The sequence below is a fragment of the Photobacterium nomapromontoriensis genome (assembly GCF_050336815.1).
Classification (GTDB): domain Bacteria; phylum Pseudomonadota; class Gammaproteobacteria; order Enterobacterales; family Vibrionaceae; genus Photobacterium; species Photobacterium nomapromontoriensis.
Genome location: NZ_JAKJSL010000044.1, coordinates 34,089 through 48,948, shown reverse-complemented (window position 1 = coordinate 48,948; position 14,860 = coordinate 34,089). Strand labels below are relative to the sequence as shown.

17 protein-coding genes and 1 tRNA gene are annotated in these 14,860 nt (G+C 47.2%); 6 read left to right on the top strand and 12 right to left on the bottom strand.

The genetic code is table 11. The features are described from left to right. Positions 1–123: 123 nt before the first annotated feature. The 10 genes from L4D12_RS18760 to L4D12_RS18715 all read right to left on the bottom strand — a co-directional run bounded on the left by L4D12_RS18760 (position 124) and on the right by L4D12_RS18715 (position 8,986). Positions 124–1,182: a flagellar basal body P-ring protein FlgI gene (locus tag L4D12_RS18760; protein WP_428449387.1), complete on the bottom strand. Its 1,059-nt coding sequence runs from the start codon at positions 1,180–1,182 to the stop codon at positions 124–126. A 60-nt stretch (positions 1,183–1,242) separates the two neighbouring features. Then, on the bottom strand, positions 1,243–2,013 hold the full coding sequence (gene flgH, locus L4D12_RS18755) for a flagellar basal body L-ring protein FlgH (protein ID WP_428449360.1): 771 nt from the start codon (positions 2,011–2,013) through the stop codon (positions 1,243–1,245). 16 nt (positions 2,014–2,029) lie between these two features. Then, positions 2,030–2,818: a flagellar basal-body rod protein FlgG gene (gene flgG / locus L4D12_RS18750; RefSeq protein WP_428449359.1), complete on the bottom strand. Its 789-nt coding sequence runs from the start codon at positions 2,816–2,818 to the stop codon at positions 2,030–2,032. A gap of 19 nt (positions 2,819–2,837) precedes the next feature. Then, positions 2,838–3,587: a flagellar basal-body rod protein FlgF gene (gene flgF / locus L4D12_RS18745; RefSeq protein ID WP_428449358.1), complete on the bottom strand. Its 750-nt coding sequence runs from the start codon at positions 3,585–3,587 to the stop codon at positions 2,838–2,840. A gap of 207 nt (positions 3,588–3,794) precedes the next feature. Then, positions 3,795–5,216, bottom strand: coding sequence for a flagellar hook protein FlgE (gene flgE, locus L4D12_RS18740; protein ID WP_428449357.1), 1,422 nt, complete (start codon positions 5,214–5,216; stop codon positions 3,795–3,797). A gap of 23 nt (positions 5,217–5,239) precedes the next feature. Continuing rightward, complete coding sequence (gene flgD, locus L4D12_RS18735) at positions 5,240–5,953, bottom strand: flagellar hook assembly protein FlgD (protein ID WP_428449356.1); 714 nt, start codon at positions 5,951–5,953, stop codon at positions 5,240–5,242. A 17-nt stretch (positions 5,954–5,970) separates the two neighbouring features. Further along, positions 5,971–6,387 carry a flagellar basal body rod protein FlgC gene (gene flgC / locus L4D12_RS18730; protein WP_428449355.1) on the bottom strand — a complete coding sequence of 139 codons (417 nt, stop codon included), beginning with the start codon at positions 6,385–6,387 and terminating at the stop codon, positions 5,971–5,973. Positions 6,388–6,390: 3 nt separating this feature from the next. Continuing rightward, the gene (gene flgB, locus L4D12_RS18725) at positions 6,391–6,786 is read right to left on the bottom strand and encodes a flagellar basal body rod protein FlgB (RefSeq protein ID WP_428449354.1); all 396 of its coding nucleotides are present in this window, start codon (positions 6,784–6,786) and stop codon (positions 6,391–6,393) included. Positions 6,787–7,217: 431 nt separating this feature from the next. Continuing rightward, a complete protein-coding gene (locus L4D12_RS18720; RefSeq protein WP_428449353.1) occupies positions 7,218–8,048 on the bottom strand; it encodes a CheR family methyltransferase in 831 nt (276 codons plus the stop codon). Between the two features lie 20 nt (positions 8,049–8,068). After that, positions 8,069–8,986 (bottom strand): chemotaxis protein CheV, encoded by a 918-nt coding sequence (locus L4D12_RS18715; RefSeq protein ID WP_428449352.1) that lies wholly within the window; start codon positions 8,984–8,986, stop codon positions 8,069–8,071. 188 nt (positions 8,987–9,174) lie between these two features. Between L4D12_RS18715 and flgA the strand changes: the two genes are divergently transcribed. The 3 genes from flgA (at position 9,175) to L4D12_RS18700 (ending at position 10,749) form a co-directional block, all read left to right on the top strand. Beyond that, complete coding sequence (gene flgA / locus L4D12_RS18710) at positions 9,175–9,864, top strand: flagellar basal body P-ring formation chaperone FlgA (protein WP_428449351.1); 690 nt, start codon at positions 9,175–9,177, stop codon at positions 9,862–9,864. 108 nt (positions 9,865–9,972) lie between these two features. After that, a complete protein-coding gene (flgM, locus tag L4D12_RS18705; protein WP_428449350.1) occupies positions 9,973–10,296 on the top strand; it encodes a flagellar biosynthesis anti-sigma factor FlgM in 324 nt (107 codons plus the stop codon). 24 nt (positions 10,297–10,320) lie between these two features. Next, complete coding sequence (locus tag L4D12_RS18700) at positions 10,321–10,749, top strand: flagella synthesis protein FlgN (protein WP_428449386.1); 429 nt, start codon at positions 10,321–10,323, stop codon at positions 10,747–10,749. A 21-nt stretch (positions 10,750–10,770) separates the two neighbouring features. Here L4D12_RS18700 and L4D12_RS18695 read toward each other — a convergent pair whose 3' ends face one another. Together L4D12_RS18695 and L4D12_RS18690 are read right to left on the bottom strand one after the other, a co-directional pair. Beyond that, entirely contained in the window at positions 10,771–11,196 is a 426-nt protein-coding gene (locus tag L4D12_RS18695; RefSeq protein ID WP_428449349.1) for an LPP20 family lipoprotein, read from the bottom strand. 9 nt (positions 11,197–11,205) lie between these two features. Continuing rightward, positions 11,206–11,841, bottom strand: coding sequence for a FlgO family outer membrane protein (locus L4D12_RS18690; protein ID WP_428449348.1), 636 nt, complete (start codon positions 11,839–11,841; stop codon positions 11,206–11,208). A gap of 224 nt (positions 11,842–12,065) precedes the next feature. Between L4D12_RS18690 and L4D12_RS18685 the strand changes: the two genes are divergently transcribed. The 3 genes from L4D12_RS18685 (at position 12,066) to L4D12_RS18675 (ending at position 14,828) form a co-directional block, all read left to right on the top strand. Next, on the top strand, positions 12,066–13,208 hold the full coding sequence (locus tag L4D12_RS18685; protein WP_428449347.1) for a flagella assembly protein FlgT: 1,143 nt from the start codon (positions 12,066–12,068) through the stop codon (positions 13,206–13,208). Positions 13,209–13,248: 40 nt separating this feature from the next. Beyond that, a tRNA-Arg gene (locus L4D12_RS18680) sits at positions 13,249–13,325 on the top strand. A gap of 174 nt (positions 13,326–13,499) precedes the next feature. After that, on the top strand, positions 13,500–14,828 hold the full coding sequence (locus L4D12_RS18675) for a mechanosensitive ion channel family protein (protein WP_428449346.1): 1,329 nt from the start codon (positions 13,500–13,502) through the stop codon (positions 14,826–14,828). The last annotated feature ends 32 nt before the right edge of the window (positions 14,829–14,860 follow it).

The following is a 14,860-nucleotide window of genomic DNA, read 5'->3' as shown; positions in this document are numbered from 1 at the left end:
AGGGACGAGGCCCAAGGTACGAGTGTCAAGTCTGAGAGCAAAAGCAAAAAACAAGTCGCTAGCTACGATAGTCCAGCAACAAGTTTTGATAACCAGCATAACGTTAGTGCGAGAAAATCAGTGTTAAATAATGATCAATTGGCCTTCAATCGCACCGGCTTGCTTTAGCGCCTGCAAAATAGCCATTAAATCAGAAGGAGCGGCCCCTACCTGATTAACTGCACGCACTAATTCATCCAATGTCACACCTGGCTCAAATTTAAACATTCGGGCATCTTCTTCTTTCACACTAACATCAGAGTTTGGGACAACCACCGTCTTTCCGCCGGAAAATGCATTTGGCTGACTGGCCGAATAATTTTCCTTTATCGATACGGTCATACCGCCATGGGTGATGGCCGCTGGCTTGAGTTTGACATGCTGACCCACGACGATAGTCCCAGTGCGCGAGTTAACGATAATCTTAGCCGCACCTTCTGCTGGGTTAAATTCAAGATTTTCAATAGTAGACAGAAAAGCCACTCGCTGACTGATATCCCGAGGGGCACGCACACGCACTGACGTCGCATCAACCGCGGCTGCCATCTGCGGACCTAAAAACTGATTGATCGCATCCGCCATGCGCTGTGCGGTAGTGAAATCAGATTCAAACAAGTTGAAGGTCAAAAAATCACCACGGCCAAACGGGTTAGGCACCTCTTGCTCAACCATTGCACCATTGGTGATCCGTCCAACCGTTGGGGTATTTCCCACCACCTTAGAACCATCAGCCCCTGTCGCACTGAAGCCCCCGACCATTAAACTTCCCTGAGCAACGGCATAAACTTTACCATCTAAACCCTTCAGAAATGTCTGCAACAAGGTACCACCACGAAGACTCTTGGCTGACCCGATCGAAGAGACGGTAATATCAATACTCTGGCCTTGCTTAGTGAAGGCTGGCAGGGTCGCATTAACCGCGACGGCGGCGACATTCTTGGTTTTTGGTTTTGAACCGGGTGGCAATTGGATCCCAAAATTTTGCAGCATGGCATTGAAACTCTGATCGGTAAATGGCGTGGTTTCTCCGGTACCAGGCAGCCCCACCACCAAACCATAGCCGACTAGCTGGTTACTTCGCACCCCGGCCACTTCAGACACATCTTTGATCCGTGCGGCCTGAGCAGGTAGCATCAGTAACATGCATAATGCGCCAAATAATAGTTTCAGTTTCACAGTTGAGTCCTATATGCAGCAGGTGAATTAAATGCTGACGTTAAAAAAACGGGCGAGCCAGCCCTGCTCTTGCACATCCTGACGTTCTCCCGTACCAGAATATTGGATCCGAGCATTCGCAATACGGGTTGACGGAATGGTGTTGTCTTGCGTGATATCGTCCGGACGGATGGTCCCGCTTAGGCGGATATATTCATCGCCAGTATTGAGGGTTAACCATTTTTCGCCACGTACCAACAAGTTGCCATTGGGTAAAACGTCAACCACCTCTACGGTGATCGAGCCTTGAATACTGTTACTCTGATCCGCTGATGTACTACCGGCAAACTTATTGCCATTACTCAGTTCGTAAGACAACTCACGTTCACCAATTTTAAGCGCTTTACCGCCAAGCATCAGCGGATCCATCGACAAATCCGTCGACTTATCCAGATCAGCGCTGGCACTTTTCTTGGCTTGGGTTTTTTCTTCCAACATCACGGTGACAATATCACCCAAGCCGCGAGGCTTAGTATCGTCATATAAATCTTGCGCTTGACCGGCACTGAACAGCGATCCGGTTGCTGTCGCATAATGTTCTGGTTTTTCCTGAGGGCGCACCGCTGCCCATGCGGGATCCCCGGCTTGAGGGTCTTCACGGCGACGTAACATATCGATAAGACCGCCATCTTGCTGCGGTGTTCCTTCAACAGCATCGACGGTGGTCGTCGCTTTCGCGACGTCAGACTCTTCTTCTGGCAACTGAGCACAACCCGATGCCATCAGCAATATCGTCAGACCCAATACATAATTTTTCATCGCGGTGCTAACTCCTTTAAAGCTGCTGGTTCACGTAACTTAGCATCTGGTCAACGGTTGAGATCACCTTCGAGTTCATCTCATAGACACGCTGCGCTTCAATCATATTGACTAACTCTTCGGTCACATTGACGTTCGATGTTTCCAGCATTGATTGACGAATAGCCCCCAGACCTTCCAGCCCTGGCACGCCTTCCTGTGCGTCACCACTGGCTCCCGTAGGCAAGAATAAGTTCTGACCAATAGGCTCAAGACCGCCTGGATTGATAAAGCCGACGGTGGTGATCTGTCCCAGCACCTGATTTTCTTGCTGACCACGGATACGAGCTGATACCTCACCGTCGGTTCCGACAGTGATTCCCACCGCATCTTCTGGCACGGTGATTTCAGGCTGAACAACGTAACCCGATCCGGTGGTAACCAGTTGGCCATCAGCGTTAATGGTAAACTGCCCGTTACGCGTATAGCCCATGTTGCCATCTGGCAAGAGAACCTGAAAGAATCCCTCACCTTCAATCATCATGTCCATCGCATTATTCGTGGTCTGGGTATTACCCTGAGTGAAAACCTTTTGGGTTGCCACAACCTTTGAACCCGCCCCCAGCATCAAGCCGGTTGGCAGTTCAGTATCCTGGGTTGACTGGGCACCAGGTTGGTTAATGTTCTGATAAAACAAATCTTCAAATACCGCACGGCTCTTTTTAAACCCTACGGTTGAGGCGTTAGCCAGGTTGTTCGAAATGGTCGATATATTCGTCTGCTGGGCGTCAAGACCGGTTTTACTTACCCATAATGCTGGATGCATGTGAATTTCCTTTTATCGGTTAGCCTAAACGCATCAGAGAAGATGAAGCACTATCCATTTCTTCTGCAGTTTTCATGAGTTTGACTTGCATTTCAAAATGGCGTTGGAGATCAATCATACTGGTCATTTCACCGACCGCATTCACGTTACTGCCTTCAATAGCCCCTGTCAGTAAGCTCACACCGGCATCCGCATCGAATGTCTCACCAGGGTTCTTAGACTTAAACAAACCGTTGACATCTTTGTACAGAGCACGATTATCTGGTCGCACTAATTTAAGACGATCAACCACTTCCATCGCATCGGGTGGCGCCCCTTGAGGCAACACTGAGATCGTACCATCGGTGCCAATTTGAATTTTATCGATTGGTAGAGGTATGAAAATGGGCCCGCCACTTTCGCCCATCATGAGATGGCCGCTGCCATTTTGCAGCATGCCAGTTTGATCAATTTTCAGATTCCCTGCGCGGGTATAAGCTTCCTGACCTGAAGGATCGAGTACGGCCAACCAGCCATCACCTTCCACGGTAACGTCAAGGTTGCGACCGGTAGTCATCACCGAACCTTGGGCAAAATTTTGTCCCGGACGTTCAGTCATGGCGAAAACGCGACTTGGTAACCCTTCACCATACGCCTGCATGCTTCTAGCCTGCTCCAGATCGGCACGAAAACCTGTTGTTCTCACGTTAGCAAGGTTGTTAGCATGCACCTGCATACCATACATATCTTGCTTAGCGCCACTCATGGCTAAATACAGTGCATGATCCATATCGACTCTCCAATCATAATCTGATGATAGTTAAGCAATAATTATGCCATTTACGACATCGGGTTTTTATTCAATGAGTTAAAGAGATGAGGAGAGGGCTGAAATAATAATCAGCTAAAGAAGCGACAAAATTTCGACAGTGTAGGAAAAGCATTGCCGCTTGCCTGTTAGCAAGCGGCAAAATAATGAAAGCGGTGAAACCAACGATTAACGGATTTGCAAAATCGTCTGCTGTAGCTGATTATCAACTTCCAGTGCACGGGAGTTAGCTTGGAAATTACGCTGTGCGGTGATCAAATCCACCAGCTCTTGCGTCATATCGATATTTGACTGCTCAAGTGTGCCACTTTTGATCGCACCAAATGCTCCTTGTGTGGCTTCTCCCCAGATAGTAGCACCTGAATCTTGGCTGGCCACCCACTGAGTGCCGCCCTTCGACACTAACCCCTGCTCGTTCGGTACGCGTACCATACCAACTCGGCCAAGGGTGACGTTTTCACCGTTGCTGTACGTCGCAACAATCGACCCTTTGGCATCAATATCAACTTTGGCCAAATAACCTGTCGTTGCACCATCTTCGTTAAAACGGCGGATCTCAAATGGCGCGGCATACTGGGTAGGTTCATCAAAATTAATGGTCAGCTTCTGCTCAACATTCGCACCATTCATTTCAACACCGGCACCACCTTGATCAACACCAACGCCCAACGGCTCGGTCACAATCGGGTTACCGTTGTTCACTGATTTCACTGAACCATCAGTGTTAAATTCAATATAGTGACCTTGTTGACCATTCGCCACCGGACCATCGGTGTCACCGGATGCGACTTCACCGTCACCCTCTGGTGTAAGATCAACATTAACGGCTTTCTCGCCAGTTGCATCCGTAACGGTATAGTAGACGGCCCAACGGTTTTCTGCATCACTACCCGCTTTCTCTCCAGCAATAGGCTTACCATCTGCATCGACGGCGGGCTTAGATGCGCCACCACTATCTTTAACATAGTAGGTGGTCATTTTATACGGCTGACCCAGTGAATCATACATGGTCAACGAGGTGGATTTGTTGTACGTACTGGCATCATGAAAGTCAAAACCCGCCGGATTTTTAGCCGTTGCTGATGCGGGTAAGTTCACCCCGATATTGATATTTTTAGACTCACGAGGTTGACCAAACTGATCCGGCACTTTCAGTGCCTGCGCTTCGTAAGAAGAGACCTGATCTGTGTCTTTATCAACCTGATAACCCAAGAGGTACTGACCTTCCGAGTTCACGATCTGGTTTTCTTTATTGAGGTGAAATGCGCCGTTACGGGTCAGACTGTTATTTTGTGGCTGTAGTTTGTCATCTGCGACCGCAAAGAAGCCACTACCGGAAATACGAAGATCCATCGGGTTATTGGTGTAGATACTCGACCCTTCATGGAATTGCTGTGCAACCACAGATGTCTGCACGCCGCCACCGGTCGTGGTCTTCGCGTTCGAAAAAATCGAACTTGAATAAACATCGCCAAATTCCGCGCGGGATTCTTTAAAACCGAAGGTATTGGCGTTAGCAATATTGTTACTGGTGGTGTTCAAGTCTTTCTGTGATGCACCGATACCACTGAGTGAAACGTTAAATCCCATGGTATGAATCTCCTACTGTCCGTTTATACCTGACCGACTTCAAGCACGTCGGATAGTTTGAATGGCGAGTCAAAACCTGCAAGGTTCAACATCACGTTGCCATCGCCGTTGCCAAGCAGCACACTGTTGACATTGGCATACGTTGATACATCAAATTCTCGGCTTTCACCGCCGACTAAACCCGCAACCTTCATGGTATAGCGACCTTGCGGCAAGGTATTGCCTTGTTCATCAGTCCCATCCCAATCGATACGGTGTTCACCCGGAGGCGTGGCGCCCATGTCGAATGACTTCAGCAACTGCCCTTGCTCGTTTTCGATCCGTACCATCATATTATCCAGCGCCTGAGGTAGCTTGACCATGCCGGCCATATGGCCTTCGGCTGCTTTCACTGACGTCGAACTGGGGATCAATACATCGCGGCCAACCAATGATGACGCCTGCAATGCCTGATTAGAGGTCATCGCTGAGTTCAGGCTACCGAACTGTTCATTCATCTGATTGATACCATCAACCGTGGCAAAAGATGCCATCTGGGCGATCATTTGATCATTACCAACGGGCTTAAACGGGTCCTGCTGGGCTAGCTGCTTCGTCAGCAACGAGAGAAAATCTTCTTGCTTGAGCTCATTCTGGCCGGTGGCTTTCTGCTCTTCCTGCAACTTTTTCCCTTGCATGCTCTTTAGCTGCTCAAGGTAGGACAAGTTGCTTTGACCTGCGCCATTAATACTGGTCATAACTGTCACTCCTTATCCTATTTGCCCATCTGCAAGGTACTCATCAACATCTGCTTACTCGCATCTGCTACCTGTACATTGCTCTGATAGGAACGGGACGCTGAAATCATATTCGCCATCTCTTCCATGACATTCACATTCGGTTTGTAAATATAGCCTTCTGCATTCGCCATCGGATGGTCCGGGTTGTACTCGGCACGCAAAGGCTTATTACTTTCAACAATGCCCTTAACCTGTACGGGCACGCTATCTTGGCGATTGTAACTGGCACTCTCTAGCGCAGCGGCAAAGATTGGGTGACGAGCCTTGTATGTCTCATCCGCTGAGCTACTGACGCTGTTGGCGTTCGCCAAGTTACTCGATGTCGTATTTAAGCGCACAGATTCTGCACTCATGGCCGAGCCCGAAACATTAAAGATATTAAACAAACTCATTCATCAATCTCCTTTCAGCGCCTTGCTCAGGTTTTTGAACTTTGAACCAAGAAAATCCAGTGATGCTTGATACTCAATCGAGTTCTGCATGAATAAATTCTGCTCTAGCTGAGCATCTACCGTATTGCCATCACCAGTATCGGGCTGAGTGGGTACGCGGTATTTCTGTTCACCCATCACGGATGTAGAGGCAGAGATATGCCGACTATTAGTACGACTAAGGCCAACCTTTGCCCCCGACGTTGCCGCATTCAATGCTCGCTGAAAGTCGATATCTTTTGCCTTGTAGCCCGGCGTGTTGACATTGGCCAGGTTGCTCGCCAGTGTTTCTGCCCGTTTGGCTCGGACTCCAACGGTATACTGGTGTACGCCTAATGCTTTATCAAAAGAGATGGACATAGCTGCCTCCAAAATTTGTTAGTAAGTTGAAAGCAAAGGGTGTGCCAGTTTTTAAAAGTGTAGGCGATAAGGGGTGATAACAGGCAGGAAGAGCGGAGGGCTAGGGACGGAAGAGCAGTTAAGAGCGGAGAGCAGGAACGAGAAAAAGAGGGACGAGGAAGAGCAGAAAAGTAAAAGATAGGAGGGTTCTATGGTTCTATGGTTCTATGGTTCTATGGTTCTATGGTTCTATGGTTCTATGGTTCTATGGTTCTATGGTTCTATGGTTCTATGGTTCTATGGTTCTATGGTTCTATGGTTCTGGCAATAGTATCAAGATAAAAAAGCCCTACAGAAAAATAATCGCTTTCGCACTTACTCTTCCATAGGGCCTCAGGAGCAAGGACCGCTCTTACGCGCTCCTCGTCCCTTCAGACTCGAAACTCGCTAACTCATTTAAGCTTATAGATAATGCCTGGATTACAGCGGATCATCTCAAACTTATCGGTCAGGCCCGTTAATGACTCAGACGCCCCCAATAGCAGATAACCACCCGGGTTAAGACTTGTCGCCATCTGATTCAATACTTTAGCTTTCATCTCTGGCGAAAAGTAAATCAACACATTACGGCAAAAAATAATGTCGAACTTACCAAGTAACGCATAGCTGTCTTTAAGGTTCTGCGGTCGAAAATTCACCATCCGCTTCACTTTATCGTTCACCTTCATGCGCCCGTCACCGTTGTCCTCAAAGAACATCCGACGGCGCTCTGGGGAAAGCCCCCGGCTCAACGCCAAGTTGTCATACGCACCACTGCGACAGTTTTCCAACATGGTCTGAGAAATATCTGTTGCAGTGATCTGTACCCCACTGGTTAACATCCCCGGGCGTCGACTCTGGGTTTCTAGCGTGGTCATCGCGATGGAATAAGGCTCCTGACCCGAAGAACTGGCAGACGACCAAATTTTAATTGGTCGCTTATTCGCCGCAAGCTCGGGAAGGATTTTATCTGCTAATACCGTATACGGGTATGTATCACGGAACCATAACGTTTCATTGGTGGTCATGGCATCAACCGCAGCAACGCGCAATTCACGATTACGGCCAGAAATCACCAGCTGGAGCAACTCAGACATTGATGATAGCGAAAACCGGTTGATCAAGGGACTCAGGCGACTACGAACTAAATATTGCTTACTTTCTCCTAGCACAATGCCGCACTGGGCTTCAAGAAAACGACAAAATTCACGGTATTCCTGATCGTTTATAGTTATAGCTGTCATCTACTACTCTAGTATTATTATTATTGTGCCATCGCGGCTTTAACCGCAGCACCTAGCTCATCAGGGTTAAATTTAGGGATAAATGCATTCGCACCAACCCTTTCAACCATTGCTTGGTTGAATACACCACTTAGTGATGTATGCAGAATTACATGTAATTCTTTCAGTTTTGGATCATTGCGAATTTCAGCCGTCAGGGTGTAACCATCCATTTCTGGCATTTCAATATCAGAAATAACCAGTGCGAGCTGCTGGTGAATGTCCCCCTCTTTCGCCATTTCACGTAGCGTTAGAATGGCTTCTTTACCGTCCTTAACCAGCACACATTCACAACCAATGGCTTCAATGGCACGCTGCACCTGCTTACGGGCAACACTGGAGTCATCAGCCACAAGAACACGACGAACAGTTGGTAAATGTTCAACCAACTCTTCCAATACCGTACCAGTAATATCGGTATTCACAGGCGAGATTTCATCAAGAATTTTCTCAACGTCCAGAATCTCTACCAATTCGTTATCAATTTCCGTTACCGCCGTCAGGTAGTTAGCCCTGCCTGCTCCTTTAGGTGGCGGCAGTATGGATTCCCAGTTCATATTGATAATACGTTCGACTGACGAAACCAAAAAGCCCTGGATGGAGCGGTTAAACTCAGAGATGATCACAAAACAGTTGTCCAGATCATCAATTGGGCGCCCCCCCGTTGCCAAACTCATATCAATCACAGAAATTGTCTGGCCACGAATATGAGCAATTCCCTTTACCAAGGGATGCAAATTTGGCATCGTAGTCAATCTTGGACACTGCAGAACTTCTTTTACTTTAAAGACGTTAATTCCGTAGCGTTGACGTCTATTTAGTCTGAACGTAAGCAGTTCAAGGCGGTTTTGCCCAACAAGCTGTGTACGCTGGTTAACTGAATCGAGGATCCCCGACATAAGGATGACTCCATGTTATTCGTTTTTATAATTTGATACGTGTTCGATGGGAATTATCATAATAATCCACCTATGATAGCAAACTGAATATGATTTAAGCTATCACGTTGATACCCCTAACCAACGAGGCTAACTATAGTCTTTTATCCAGTCAACATTGAGTGAAAACCGTGACCCAAAGAACAACTTTGCGATTCTTACTATGCATAATCGGCCTGATGGCCGTTTTCTTTAGCGCATTTGTTTCATCCGAAACACAAAACCCCCTCGATAAAGTACAACAAACAGCAGAGCAATACGTCGCACAGCAGATCAGTAAACCTGAAAAGGGAGAGCTGCATATTAAAGCAGCAACACTGGATAGCCGACTACGCCTGACACACTGCCCTGAACCGCTCAATGCCTCTATGCCCGGTAAGCAATCACTCAGCGGTAACATCACGGTACTGATCAGTTGCCAACCTGATAATTGGCAAATTTATGTGCCAGTACGCACTCAACTTTTGCTTCCTCGTGTCGTCGCCACCAAGCCACTAGCTCGGGGAATGGTGCTGACGGGCAGTGATTTAACCATCAAAATGATTGAGCTGCGTTTTCAACGCGGCCTCATTTTTGAGCGTCCAGAACAAATTATCGGTTCAAAAATTAAACGTACCGTTAACATGGGCGACCCCGTACTCGGTAGCGATATTTGCCTGGTCTGCCGTAATGATGCCATTACGATCAGAGCCGGTGGTAGCGGTCTCAGCATTGTGACCAAAGGCGTTGCGCTGTCTGATGGCTCTCTCGGTGAGCAAATCAAGGTGCAGAACAGTAAGTCTAAACGCATGATAGACGCGGTAATCACTGGTGTTGGTGAAGTCACTGTCAATTATTGAATAATGCCGGAAATTGAAATGAAAATATTGCTACAATTAAGACTAAAGTTATTAGTTTTGCTGCCGAATTAAAAGCATTATCCAGTTAAATGTCCAAGGGCTAAGTTTATGGCAAGTATTGATCATCTTCGATCAGGCCAACCACTGACAAGCACCCGCAATAACCACAGTGTGGCTACCGGGTCTTCAACGGGGTCTGCCAAAAGTGCACCAAACCGTGTCAGTGAAAGCAGTATTGGTGATTCCGTTTCACTCAGTTCCCAAGGAAAAGCTGTTGGTCAAATTCATCAGCAACTTGCAGCAGAACCCAGTTTTGACAGTGCCAAAGTGGCAGCCATCAAAGAGGCGATTGCTAATGGCGCTTATGTCATTGATGCCGATAAGCTGGCCTCTAACATGCTTAAGTTTGAAGATGAACTTCAGGGCTTATAACCCCTCACCAACCGAGAAAGAATGATGTCACAATCTATAGAACAGCTACTGGAGCTGCAACAAGCAACTCTGGTGTCTCTTTCTCGTTTACTTGAGCAAGAAAAAGCAGCCATTGTTGAACGCAAAGCGGCTGAAATAGCCCGTCTTGCCTCGGATAAATTGGCATTGATCCACAAAATTCAGCAACAGGATCATTTAATCGCCAGTCATTCACAGCGTCAACAACTCACTGAGTCCCCAGCGATGGCCACTAAAGTGGCACAAATCAAAACGACCGTTGCCCGTTGTAAAGAAATCAACCAAATCAACGGCGAAGCCCTTCAACGCGCTCAGCTCAGCTTCCACAAGCTCAATAACCTGTTTCAGCAGAGCCGAGGCAAGCAACAAATGACCTATAATAGCGAAGGGGTTGCACAGAATATCCGTTCCTTAGGCACCAATATTAAAGCCTGAATCTCGCTATCTAAAACCTACCTAAAATAAGGTTTCTTGATTCGTAGGTACATGGTAGACCTCACCATGGCTCTTCATACGCTCCATTTTACGCAAGTCGAGCTGCAACTCAGTAACGTAACTATCGCCCACTGGGTAACTGCGAAGCACTTCTGCCCCACGAATAATGCCATCAACAGCACCATCTGTTGTTTCAATCCCCAGCTGTTGATCATTCAACTCAGCCCGAGCACTGACTCGCATACCGTATACCTGCTCAGTTAACTCACGATAAGCGTCAATTTTTGATGCACGCATTGCTCGAATGCGCTTCTCTTCATCGGTTCGGCCTCGCTGCTCGCTGATAGAAGCATAGCCAACAGCAGTAAGCAGATCCTCATTACGAATCTCAGTTAACGGCTGACAACCTGCCAATACCATCAATACCAGTAGTATCCAGTAACGCATTTTTTACTCCTAAGGTTTCAATACCACGGTATTGCGATCAAAAGTCTGCGCTTCACTACGAATGATCACTCCGTTCTGGATCCGCATTTTATTCAAAGTATCGAGATCACGACCAATACGATCCGCAGGCAGGAAGCCCTGCGCCGAGGCAATAACCACTCGGGATCGCATGCCTATGATCCGCGCATTCACCAACACGCCTCCGCCTTGGCGAAGCATCGTGCCCGTCAATACGTAATCAACTGGCTGTTCGGCAGCAAGCTCTCGCCAGTTTCGGCTGATCGCAAAGTCACCATCCGGGGTCACCTTAATCCCGCCTGTCGCCTTGTAGTCAACAACGGTATAGCCTCGCTGCTGCATCTGAAACATGAATCCTTCCGTCACGGTATTACCCAACCAATTCGTTTCTTCCATTTGCTGCAAATCAACAAACGATGTCACGGCCAGCGGCGTTTTCGCCGTTAGATATTGATTTGAGCTCACTAGCTGGTCGGTCATACCCTCTATAAAGAAGTCCATCGTATGGCGAGGGGTCTCCTTCAATAAAAAGGAGCTACCGGTATACGGCTCTTTGCCGTTATATATCGGGGAGTAGGAACATGATACGGTCATCATCGCCAGTATCAGGACTATCCAATTTTTCATTTTACCTGCTCCAGATGAAAAGAGACTTGTTGCTCATAGCCTGTTATCGTACATAGAGAAAAAAACTTTATCGATTACACTAAAAAATGCTATTGGGAACACTCTTTGCATAGCTATTCTCGTTGATGTCATGCGGAACCCCTCTAGACAATCAATAATAGCAACGGCAAGTTTTATCTTTAGTTACCAGAGTGACTAGCAATATTCATACCCGAGTTGAAAAAATGAGTCATAAATTCTTTACCATACTCAGCACTATTGCCCTTCTGCTGTCTTCTCCTCTGCATGCGGCTTGGTTTGAAGTCACCGGGAGCGCCGTACAGCTGGAAAGTGAGAGCCTCGCTCGTCAGAATGCGCTAGAAGATGCGATCTTCCAGGCGATCAGTTATTCCGGGGCAGATATTGCCAGTTTCAGTAATTTGCGCCCCTACTTAGCCACCAAACGCGAAGAATACCAATTCAGCGGTAATGAAGTGCGCCATGTTTCGGTGTTGAAAACACGAAAACAAGGCGGCAAATATTACCTGACGGCACGCATTGATGTATATCCATCGGCAAAGAGTTGCCACAAGATCCAATACAAGAAAGGCTTATTGCTTGGGGAGTTCGCCCTTACCGCACCTCAGCATGCGTCATTAGGGGGGATATACCAAATTGGTCAGTCGTTTACCCAAATTCTACAACGCCAGATCGCTCAAAAATCACAGAGTTTCGTGGTATCCGACATTACCCGTATTCCAATCAATGCTGGCCAGCCCAATACGATGACAATGCTGGCTGCTGACCATGACGCTCAATACATCGTTAGTGGTCAAATCACCGATTTAACCTCGACGTTGGATCAAAAACTGCTTAAAGATGACCAAATCAACCGTCAGTTTGCTGCCACACTGCAAATAATGAATGGCAAAACGGGCGAGATCCTGATGCAAAACCACTATCGGGAAATTGCTGCTTGGCCATTCTCTCGGATCAGTCAGGTCGATACCAATAGCGCCCGTTTCTGGCAGTCAAGCTATGGGCAGGCGGTTCAACGGGTGAGTCGTAACATGATGCTTGATTTGGAAACGACCCTTTCCTGCCGAGCCAGCCTTCCAGAAGTCGTTAACAATCATGGTAATCAAGTACAGGTCAACGTAGGCCGCATCCATGGTGTGCAATCCGGTGATCGCCTCGCCCTGTGGCACACCGCCGGCTTTATTGACCAGAATGGAATCCCAAGAAACCGAATGGTCCAGACCGACATCACGTTGACCGTTGATCGCGTCTATGAGAAGTCAGCCGAACTAAACGTCGATCAACCCGAATTGGCCAGCAGCATTCAACCTGGTGATTTGCTAACCAAACAGATTCAAAAATATGACTAATTACTTAATATATTAAATTTATTTTGTATAATGGCATTCTGCTCCCTTAGCTCAGATGGATAGAGCGTCCCCCTCCTAAGGGGAAGGCCGCTGGTTCGACTCCAGCAGGGAGCGCCATCATTTTAAAAGCCAACAGTGTCATCACTGTTGGCTTTTTGCTTTCTACACCCAAGTTACCTTAAAAGATCACAACTAGACTTATACCAATCAGAATAAGTAAGTGGTCAGACAATTGCGCAATAAATAATCGCCGCACCACAATCTTCACCTTCTCAAATGATGGAACGTCCTATGACTTTGAAAGCAAAAGACGAGCTTTTACTGAATCACACTCTGCGAGAATATATCACCAAGAAATTGAACACGGCGGACATCAAGCATGATCCGTATGATACCGAACTCACGGCGGTGTTCATTTTTGCCGCCATTGGTCTGGCCGTCATTATTTACTTGATCGTGCTTCGGATCCTGGTCCGCATGGTTAACTCCATCCTAAAACGAAATAAAAAAACCCTGGGAAATAGCCTGACAAACTTCGAGGTACTGGAAAAACTTGCCCTGCTTGTCCCGGTCATGATCCTCGATCAACTGATCCCTCAGATACTGAGCCATAATCCATTACTGGCAACCATCACGGATCGTTCCCTCAGCGTCATCTTCGTGATCATCTTTATCTGGATGCTATTCGCGCTGCTTGATGCCCTCAATGAAATAGCAACGGTCAAAGGTGTCACCCGTAGAATGCCGATAAAAAGCTTTGTTCAATTGACAAAGCTCTTTACCTTTCTCGTAGGGATCATCGTTGCCATCTCAATTCTCTCCAATGAATCACCGGTTTTTTTCCTTAGCGGGTTAGGTGTGGCGACGGGCTTTGTGATGCTGGTGTTCAAAGATACTATCTTAGGCTTTGTGGCTGGGATCCAGCTCTCGGCCAATCGAATGATCAGCCTCAATGACTGGATTGAAATGGACGGTTTTAGTGCAAACGGTACGGTCGAGGAAATTTCACTGACAACAGTCAAAGTACGCAATTTCGATAATACGGTCAGCATGCTGCCCGCTTATGCACTGGTACAAAATCCCTTTGTCAACTGGCAGGGAATGTCTGAGTCCGGAGGAAGACGGATCATGCGTTCTGTCTTTATTGATGTCACATCAATCCGCTTTATGAGCACAGATGAAATTGAAACATTAAAGGAAGTCAGAATACTCCGTGAGTATTTGTTTGAAAAAACGAAAGAAGTCAAAGCGTTCAACGATACGTTTGATGATATTCCCAATCCCCTCAATACCCGACAACTGACAAATTTAGGGACATTTCGCGCTTACTTAAGCACCTATCTGCGAGCCCACAACGATATTCACCCCTATATGCTGCTCATGGTTCGACAGTTAGCACCAACCCAGGAGGGGCTCCCGTTACAAGTTTATGCCTTTACTAACAATACCGACTGGGCGTATTACGAAGGGGTACAAGCGGATATTTTTGACCATATCTACTCAGTCATGCCAATGTTTGGGCTACGCCCATATCAAGCGATGGGCAGCCATGACGCAACATTAATAGGTAGCCGAAGTCATGCTAGCCAACCCGGTATCAATTCAACGCCCCAGAAATAAAAAAGGGCCTGACTATGTCAGACCCTTTTGAA

Coding starts and splice junctions, on each gene's coding strand:
- L4D12_RS18700 (WP_428449386.1), top strand. CDS start 10,321: ATGTCACAATCTATAGAACAGCTACTGGAGCTGCAACAAGCAACTCTG.
- L4D12_RS18760 (WP_428449387.1), bottom strand. CDS start 1,182: ATGTTACTGATGCTACCTGCTCAGGCCGCACGGATCAAAGATGTGTCT.
- L4D12_RS18720 (WP_428449353.1), bottom strand. CDS start 8,048: ATGACAGCTATAACTATAAACGATCAGGAATACCGTGAATTTTGTCGT.
- flgF (WP_428449358.1), bottom strand. CDS start 3,587: ATGGATCATGCACTGTATTTAGCCATGAGTGGCGCTAAGCAAGATATG.
- L4D12_RS18690 (WP_428449348.1), bottom strand. CDS start 11,841: ATGAAAAATTGGATAGTCCTGATACTGGCGATGATGACCGTATCATGT.
- flgC (WP_428449355.1), bottom strand. CDS start 6,387: ATGAGTTTGTTTAATATCTTTAATGTTTCGGGCTCGGCCATGAGTGCA.
- L4D12_RS18695 (WP_428449349.1), bottom strand. CDS start 11,196: ATGCGTTACTGGATACTACTGGTATTGATGGTATTGGCAGGTTGTCAG.
- L4D12_RS18685 (WP_428449347.1), top strand. CDS start 12,066: ATGAGTCATAAATTCTTTACCATACTCAGCACTATTGCCCTTCTGCTG.
- flgB (WP_428449354.1), bottom strand. CDS start 6,786: ATGTCCATCTCTTTTGATAAAGCATTAGGCGTACACCAGTATACCGTT.
- flgE (WP_428449357.1), bottom strand. CDS start 5,216: ATGGGATTTAACGTTTCACTCAGTGGTATCGGTGCATCACAGAAAGAC.
- L4D12_RS18715 (WP_428449352.1), bottom strand. CDS start 8,986: ATGTCGGGGATCCTCGATTCAGTTAACCAGCGTACACAGCTTGTTGGG.
- flgD (WP_428449356.1), bottom strand. CDS start 5,953: ATGACCAGTATTAATGGCGCAGGTCAAAGCAACTTGTCCTACCTTGAG.
- flgH (WP_428449360.1), bottom strand. CDS start 2,013: ATGAAAAATTATGTATTGGGTCTGACGATATTGCTGATGGCATCGGGT.
- L4D12_RS18675 (WP_428449346.1), top strand. CDS start 13,500: ATGACTTTGAAAGCAAAAGACGAGCTTTTACTGAATCACACTCTGCGA.
- flgM (WP_428449350.1), top strand. CDS start 9,973: ATGGCAAGTATTGATCATCTTCGATCAGGCCAACCACTGACAAGCACC.
- flgG (WP_428449359.1), bottom strand. CDS start 2,818: ATGCATCCAGCATTATGGGTAAGTAAAACCGGTCTTGACGCCCAGCAG.